The organism is Haliscomenobacter sp., from assembly GCF_033763495.1.
In the GTDB taxonomy this organism is placed as follows: Bacteria; Bacteroidota; Bacteroidia; order Chitinophagales; family Saprospiraceae; genus Haliscomenobacter.
In genome coordinates, this window is sequence record NZ_JANRKL010000123.1 from 1 (window position 1) to 8,031 (window position 8,031).

Annotated in this window: 9 protein-coding genes; 7 read left to right on the forward strand and 2 right to left on the reverse strand. The window is 45.6% G+C overall.

Features of this window, described 5'->3' with window-relative positions:
• Positions 1-402: 402 nt before the first annotated feature.
• The 4 genes from SFV55_RS13040 (at position 403) to SFV55_RS13055 (ending at position 3,804) form a co-directional block, all read left to right on the forward strand.
• Entirely contained in the window at positions 403-1,257 is an 855-nt protein-coding gene (locus tag SFV55_RS13040) for an outer membrane protein assembly factor BamD (protein ID WP_320029947.1), read from the forward strand.
• On the forward strand, positions 1,217-1,561 hold the full coding sequence (locus SFV55_RS13045) for a DNA-directed RNA polymerase subunit omega (RefSeq protein WP_320029948.1): 345 nt from the start codon (positions 1,217-1,219) through the stop codon (positions 1,559-1,561). The genes SFV55_RS13040 and SFV55_RS13045 overlap by 41 nt, the downstream gene beginning before the upstream one ends.
• Before the next feature lie 105 nt (positions 1,562-1,666).
• Positions 1,667-2,863, forward strand: a complete 1,197-nt coding sequence (coaBC, locus tag SFV55_RS13050) for a bifunctional phosphopantothenoylcysteine decarboxylase/phosphopantothenate--cysteine ligase CoaBC (RefSeq protein ID WP_320029949.1) — start codon at positions 1,667-1,669, stop codon at positions 2,861-2,863.
• A gap of 11 nt (positions 2,864-2,874) precedes the next feature.
• Entirely contained in the window at positions 2,875-3,804 is a 930-nt protein-coding gene (locus SFV55_RS13055) for a DUF4835 family protein (RefSeq protein ID WP_320029950.1), read from the forward strand.
• A 153-nt stretch (positions 3,805-3,957) separates the two neighbouring features.
• Here SFV55_RS13055 and SFV55_RS13060 read toward each other — a convergent pair whose 3' ends face one another.
• Both SFV55_RS13060 and SFV55_RS13065 read right to left on the reverse strand, forming a co-directional pair.
• Positions 3,958-4,233, reverse strand: coding sequence for a hypothetical protein (locus SFV55_RS13060; protein WP_320029951.1), 276 nt, complete (start codon positions 4,231-4,233; stop codon positions 3,958-3,960).
• A 48-nt stretch (positions 4,234-4,281) separates the two neighbouring features.
• Positions 4,282-4,683, reverse strand: a complete 402-nt coding sequence (locus SFV55_RS13065) for a hypothetical protein (protein WP_320029952.1) — start codon at positions 4,681-4,683, stop codon at positions 4,282-4,284.
• A 325-nt stretch (positions 4,684-5,008) separates the two neighbouring features.
• Between SFV55_RS13065 and SFV55_RS13070 the strand changes: the two genes are divergently transcribed.
• From SFV55_RS13070 to SFV55_RS13080, 3 genes are all read left to right on the forward strand, one after another.
• Positions 5,009-5,926, forward strand: coding sequence for an ABC transporter ATP-binding protein (locus tag SFV55_RS13070; protein ID WP_320029953.1), 918 nt, complete (start codon positions 5,009-5,011; stop codon positions 5,924-5,926).
• Between the two features lie 30 nt (positions 5,927-5,956).
• Complete coding sequence (locus SFV55_RS13075) at positions 5,957-7,273, forward strand: ABC transporter permease (RefSeq protein WP_320029954.1); 1,317 nt, start codon at positions 5,957-5,959, stop codon at positions 7,271-7,273.
• Between the two features lie 197 nt (positions 7,274-7,470).
• The coding region (locus SFV55_RS13080) for a sigma-70 family RNA polymerase sigma factor (RefSeq protein WP_320029955.1) at positions 7,471-8,031 on the forward strand (561 nt) is incomplete at its 3' end.

Here is an 8,031-nt window from a genome sequence, read left to right on the forward strand (position 1 = left end):
TGTGCGCCACTTGGGAGAACAAACGTCCAGCAACCTCGCCTTCCGCGTCGATCACATACCACTTGCGCTCTACAGTTGCCTTATTCGCATGAACCGTTCTATAACTTAACGTATCCACTTGACGATGTTTTTGTAAAGTCAGTTAAAATTCAGTTTTTCAATGCTTTCTAGCTCAGCTGGCATCACGCTTCCCCTTAAAGCGGTGCAAAGGTAAATTGCTTTTTTTCTTCTTCCAAGCTTTTTTCAAAAAAAAATTCCAAGATTAATTTCATAAATGCCTGAAAAACAGTAAAAATTTTGAACAACAATTTTATTTGCACCCAACCAACCCTCTGTACCGTAATGGATTCTTTATTCAATTGAATTGCGCAATTCACAAGAATAGAGTAATTTTGCAGCCCTATGGAGAAGAAAACCACCATTTTACCAGTTTTGGCTTTGTTGTTGATGAGCATTTTGTGGCTGAATGGCTGCAAAAGTGAGTTCGAACAAATTCGCACCAGTGGCGATGTGAAAAAGATTTACGCCAAGGCTTTGGAATATTACCAGGCGGAAGAGTGGCAAAAGTCCCAAACCCTGTTGGAGATGATCATCCCCAACGTGCGTGGAACAAAAGAGGCGGAGGACGTGTTTTTCAAATACGCTTACACCTTTTACAACCTGCGCAGCTACACATCGGCTTCGTACCACTTCAAAACTTTCGCCAATACTTATGGTGCCAGCCCCTTGCGCGAAGAAGCAGAGTTCATGTCTGCCTATGCGCAATACCAGGAGTCCCCTACTTTTCGTTTGGATCAGGGCAACACCAATCAGGCGATCGAAGAATTTGAATTTTTTGTCAATACTTATCCAGACAGCAAACGGGTGGCCGAGTGCAACACACTCATTGACCGTCTGCGCCTGAAACTGGAGATCAAAGCATTTGAAGAAGGAAAATTGTACTTCAATTTGCGCTACTACCAGTCGGCAGTAAGTGCTTTTGAAAACCTGCTGAAGGATTTTCCGGAAACCAAAAATGCTCAGGAAGTGCGTTTAATGATCCTGCGTTCGTACTACGATCTGGCGCTCAACAGTATTTTGGACAAAAGGGAAGAGCGTTTCAAAGAATGTCGTCGTTTGTCGGCGGAATTCCTGGAGCGTTACCCCAAGTCAGAAAGCCTGAAAGAAGTACAAAACATCCAGGATAATTCCAATAAACAGTTAAAATTATTGACCAATGTCCGATATCAAAACCAAAGTGCAGGGTCTGGATCCTAACGTGCGCGCCCGCAACATGGACGCAATGGCTCGCAAAACGGCTAATGTATACGAATCACTGGCCATCATCACCAAGCGTGCCCGGCAATTGAGCGTAGACCTCAAGCACGAGTTGCACAACAAGTTGGAGGAGTTTGCGGTGAATTCGGATACCATCGAGGAAATCAGTGAAAACAAGGAGCAGATCGAAATCTCCAAGTTCTACGAGCGTTTGCCGAATCCGGCTATCATTGCTACTGAAGAGTTCCTCAGCAACGAAATTGCTTTCCGTTATGTAGAGCGGAAGAAGCGCCCACAGGAATAACGGATTAATTGAATGACAAATTTTTCGAATGACGAATGACGAATTTGGGCTACCCAATATTCGTCATTCGTCATTCGAAAAATTCGTCATTCTCAATTCAAGATCGTGTTGCAAGGCAAAAAAATCATCCTCGGCATCTCCGGTAGTATTGCTGCCTACAAATCTGCCTTTCTCACGCGCCTACTGATCAAAGCTGGGGCCGAGGTTCAGGTGCTGATGACCCCTTCCGCCCAGGATTTTATTACCCCGCTTACCCTTTCCACCCTCTCCAAACGTCCGGTATACAGTGAGGTCAGTTCTGAAACAGGCTGGAACAACCACGTTGAGCTAGGCCTATGGGCCGATGCCATGCTGATTGCACCAGTAACTGCGACAACTTTGGCGAAGCTGGCCAATGGGCTTTGCGACAATATTCTGGTAGCAGCCTACCTGTCTGCCCGTTGCCCGGTCTTTTTTGCACCAGCCATGGACCTCGACATGTGGCATCATCCGGCTACCCGACACAATGTGGAACGTTTGATCAGCTATGGCAATCAACTCATTCCGGTAGGTGTAGGCGAATTGGCCAGTGGCCTTTCCGGTGAAGGGCGCATGGCTGAACCCGAGGAGATTGTGGCCTATCTGGAGCGTTTTTTTGCCCAAAAACAGGATCTGGCGGGCAAAAAAATCCTGCTTACCGCAGGCCCAACCTATGAGCCCATCGACCCCGTGCGGTTTATCGGCAATCGTTCATCCGGCAAAATGGGCATCGCACTGGCAGACGCAGCGACGAGGCGTGGCGCGGATGTTACATTGGTATTGGGCCCATCCAAATTGACGCCACAAGAAAAAGCGGTGAAGCTGATCAAGGTTGAAACCGCTCAGGAAATGCACGATGCGGCGTTACAATTGTTTCCACAAATGAATGCCGCCATCCTGGCAGCCGCTGTAGCCGATTACCGCCCCAAAACGGTAGCTACTGAAAAGATCAAGAAAAAAGGTGAGGAGTTACAATTGGAACTGATCAAAAACCCCGATATCGCTGCCGATTTGGGTAAAATGAAACAAGCAGGTCAGTTGCTAATCGGATTCGCCCTGGAAACCAATGATGAAGAAAACAACGCCCAAGGCAAGCTGGAAAAAAAGAATTTTGATTGCATCGTCCTGAATTCCTTGCGCGATGCCGGGGCGGGTTTCAACCACGACACCAACAAAATCAGCATCCTGTTCAGAAACAATAAGAAACGCGATTTTGAGTTAAAGTCAAAGAATGCAGTTGCGGAGGATATTCTGCAAGCAATGATCGATTTGTTCAAGGTTTAATAGCTGTTGCTATGAGAAATTTTTTCATACCCTTTGTTTTGTTTTTTGCTGGTTTGAGCATGGTTCAAGCCCAGGAATTGAATTTTACCACCAAGGTGAACATCCAAAGATTGCTTACGGCTGATCCCGCGGTATTTAATGGTTTGGAACAGGCCTTGAGAGAATTTGTCAACAGCAGCAAGTGGACCGAAGACGATTTTCGCCAGGAAGAACGCATCAAAGGCAATATTTTGCTGACCATCACTGGCGAAGCCACCGATGACAGCCAAAGACCCATTCCCAACGTGTATACTGCGGAATTGGCCATTCAGGCCTCTCGCCCGATTTACGGTACCAACAACGAAACCACTCTTTTCAATTACATCGATCGCGAGGTGACCTTCAAATACGAGCAGTTTCAACCTTTGCAATTCAGCAAATCGGTTTTCAACGACAACCTTTCGCAGGTGGTGGCTTTTTACATCCACATCATTCTGGGCATGGATTACGATTCCTTCTCCTTAAATGGCGGATCGGATTATTTTCAGGCAGCCCAACAAATTGTGAATGTAGCCCAAAGTGCTTCTGCGGTAAAAGGCCGGGGTTGGAGCTCCATTGAAGGCAACAACCGCAACCGTTTTTGGATCAGTGAAAACTGGTCTTCACCCCGGATGAAACCCATGCGGGAGTTGCAATACGCTTACCACCGTCTGGGATTGGATCAAATGTCGCAAGATCCGGCCAAAGGTCGTTCGATCATTTCCCAAACCCTGGAAAACGCCCGTAAATCCTTTGATACCTACCCGAATACCATCCTGATGCAATTGTTTCTGAGTTCGAAATCAAAGGAAATTACCGAGATCTTTAAGATAGGCACCCCTGATGAAAAAGACCGGGTAGCCGACATCATGTCCAGGATTGATCCAACCAATGCGAACAATTACCGGCAATTGCGGCAGTAATGGTATTTTTTTCATTCCAAGGTAAGTTAAAATAAAAAGACCTGTCCCGGTGAACCAGAACAGGCCGAACGTAAAGTTCTCTCTTAATATATTGTATAAGGGCAGATGCCGGCCGAAGCTAACACCTTGGTAGAATACAATTAGGAAGGGAAATCAAATGCTACTCATTTTGCGCTTCACCGCCTCCACCATTTTCTGCTGATCCTGAAGTTTTTTCTGCGTATCCACCTGATCTTTCTCATTTTGAGAAATGTTGGATTTAGCTTTGGCGATTCGCTCTTCCGCTTGTTTGATTTCCTGGTGGTAGCGGGTATTCGCATTTTTTAAGGCGCGCAACTGGCTTTCCATTTTTTTCAGGTTTTTCTCTTCTGCCACCAGTTCGAGGCGGGTTTGTTCACGGCGCACTTCGCGGGCAAAATCGGTCAACACCTCTTTAGCGGCACGGTTGCGTTGCAGGTTGGTAGCATTGATGCTGCGTTACTGCGAAAAACCACCTACTTCCATTTCAACATAGTTGTTTTCGCGGAAGGAGATTTCAAAATTGACGTCCTTACCCGATTGGCGGCTATTGTACTCCAGGTTGGTTTCACCATACGATTTGATCTGCGCCTGATCAGCCAGGTGTTGTTTGGTTTTGCGGTCGTAACGCACTTTACTCCGTAGTTGGGTCCGGGCATAAGATGACCATACCCGCTTTACCAGTTTTTCATCCACATTGGGTAGATTGATGCGCAGGGTATTGGATTGAGCTATATCGTAGTCTTCAGGAATGTCGATTCCTTTAGGGGTTAAACTGGACTGGGGTGTGACATCCTGGCCCTGTGTAGGGATGAAACTGACAAGGGAACAGATTGCACAAAGCAGCGCAATTTTTTTCATAGCAATAATGGGTTGGTTGAAATAATCAATTGTTGTTTGATACTCATTTGACGCAAACCCGCGATCGGGGTCACGAAGATAGTGGGGCAAAAATAAGCGATCATTTTTCCCGAGCCAGAGGATTAGATAAGACACTTGAAGTGAAACGTTTACTTCTCTAATCCTCTGGCAAAATGATCACTTATTTTTTATCGCCCCAAGAGAAAATGTACATTTGTCCTCTAAACAGGGTTGTACATCCGAAATTATGCACTACTGCCCTTAAATCTACTAATTTTCTAATTGATTTTTCAGACTCGTTCATAAAGTTCTCATCTAGCAGCACATGGATCTAATTCTCGACTTACAAAACGTGGTAAAAACCTACGACAAAAAGATTGCGGTCAACAACGTCAGCTTCGGAGTACCTCGGGCTTCCATCTTTGGTTTGTTGGGGCCCAATGGAGCAGGCAAAACCTCGCTGATTCGGATCATTACCACAATTACCCGGGCGGATAGCGGCAGGGTTTTCCTGGATGGTCAGGCCCTGAATAGCCGCCACCCCGAAGAGATTGGTTACATGCCCGAAGAACGTGGCCTTTATAAAAAAATGAAGGTGGGCGAACAACTCACCTATCTGGCGCGTCTAAAGGGGCTTTCCGCCAGTGATACCAAACAGGCGCTCAAATATTGGATGGAAAAATTTGAAGTAACGGATTGGTGGGGCAAAAAAATTGAAGAACTCTCCAAAGGGATGCAACAAAAAATCCAGTTCATCTCCACCGTATTGCACAACCCCAAGCTGATTATCCTCGACGAACCTTTCACCGGGCTGGACCCCATCAACACCAATTTGCTCAAGGACGAAATTGCCGATTTGCGCGCCAAAGGAGTCAGCATCATCTTTTCCACCCACCGCATGGAGCAGGTGGAAGAAATTTGTGACAACATCGTGCTGATCGATCAGGGCCAAAACATCCTCAATGGCCCGGTCAAAGCCATTCGCAACAGCTTCAAACAAAATCGCTTCAAGCTTGACTTCGCGGAGGAATGGAAAGGAACTTTGCCACCGGGATTTGAAGTGGTCGATCAACAACCCAATTCACTCGTGGTGGGCTTGGCTGAAGGGGGCAATTCCAACGCATTGCTGCAATACCTCCTCGGGCAAGGGGCGCAAATCAGCGCTTTTAACGAAATTATGCCTTCCCTGAACGAAATTTTTATTCAGGCTGTGGAAAAAAACCACCAACCAACTAAGGTTTAATTCTATTTCGCATTACTTAAATCAAGAGTCATGAATAAACTTTTTCTCATCATAAAACGGGAATACCTCACGCGGGTAACCCGACCTTCTTTCATCATTGCTACCCTGGTTACGCCCTTGGCCTTTGTGGCCTTCTTTGTGGTGGCTAGCCTCATATTTTCTTACGAAAGTGATGATTCCCAAAAAATTGCAGTCATTGATGAAAGTGGGATCCTCAAAGGAGCACTGAAGGACGAAAAAGGGATGTACTTCAAATTTGAACAAAAGCCACTGGCGGAGTTGCGCAAAAACTTCAAAAACAGTGACTATGATGGCATCCTGCTTTTGCCCAAACTTGGCGACTTGTTCAGCAAGGATTATATGGTTTACTACTACACTGAAGGGCAATCGACCCTGGAAATTGAAGACCACATCGAAGACCGGGTCAGGGATGCCTTGCGGGATTACAAAATTGAGGCCCTCAAATTGGAGCGCAAACAACTGGAAGCCCTCAACACTTCAGTGGATGTAGAACCCGAACCCATCGAAGAAGGAGGCAAAGATGCGACCAGTCTTACCAGTGCCATTGGTGCGGGGATTGGCTTTATCATGGGATTCATCATGTATATGGCCGTTTTCATTTACGGCACCATGGTGATGCGTTCGGTGATGGAAGAAAAAACCAACCGCATCGTAGAGGTGATGGTTTCTTCGGTAAAACCTTTCCAGATGATGTTGGGTAAAATCATCGGGGTGGGTGCAGTGGGGCTTACCCAGGTGTTGATTTGGGCTATCCTGATTCCATTACTGATCACCATTGCTCAGGTTACCATGGGTTTCAATCCCGAACAACAAATGCCAATGGGCCCAGGAGCACCTGCCATTAATCCTGACGATACCCAAGCACTCGTGATGGCTGCGATGAATGAGGTAGGCAATATCCGCTGGAGTTTAATTTTGCCCTTGTTTATCATTTATTTCCTGGGGGGATATTTCTTGTATTCTTCCTTGTTTGCTGCGGTGGGTTCAGCTATTGGTGATGATATGGGCGAAGCCCAAACGCTGACCATCCCCATCGTCATTCCGGTGGTACTCGCCATTTACATCATGATCAAAGCCGTTGAAACACCTACCTCCAGCCTATCGGTGTTTGCTTCGATTTTCCCCTTGTTTTCACCCATTGTGATGCCCGCCATTTTAGCCAGTAATCCACCAGCCTGGCAAGTCATTACCTCCGTGTTGGTATTGATAGGAACTTCTATATTCTTTGTATGGCTTTCTGGCCGTATTTATCGGGTAGGGATTTTGTTGTATGGGAAAAAAGGAACCTTCAAGGAATTTGCAAAATGGATATTTTATAAGGAGTGATAAATGAGGAGTGATGAATTGGGTTCTAAGACAAACCTAATTCATCACTCCTCATTTATCATTCATCACTAGATCATTTTAGTTAAAAATTTTAAGAATTTTTACATTTATAGCGTACCTTTTTTCAGTTCTTGACGTCTAAAAATACAAATCACGGTTTTTGTTTATCTTCGCAGGTGAATCAACACCTAAGGAAATTGAGTGCTGTTACCTGTAACAAAGAAATGCGGGATTTTGAAGTGATCCACGTTTACCTGCAAACCCAGGCAAACCCCTGCTTCACTTTGTTGTACAACCGTTACGTAAGCAAGGTGTATGCCAAGTGTATTTCGATCCTCAAAAACGAGGAATTGGCTCATGACGCTACTCAGGAGATTTTCCTAAAGATCTTCCTTAACCTTGCTAAATTTGGGGAAAAAGCACAGTTTTCCACCTGGGTCTATTCCATTACGTACAACTTTTGCATCGATTATTTGCGAAGAAATAAAAAACATGGTGAGTTGTTTACCGACGACATCGAAAAGGCCCCTGATACGGCCGACGAGGTGCCTGATGAAGCTTTACTTCAACTAGAAGTCGACACATTGCGCAAGGTATTGGATGAAATTCCTACTCCTGATCGCATCATTCTCCTGATGAAATACCAGGATGACATGCAGATCAAAGACATTGCCGAAATTTTGAACAAAACCGAAAGCGCGGTGAAAATGCAAATAAAACGTGCCAAAGAAAAGGCCCAAAAGGTCAAGGAAGATCTG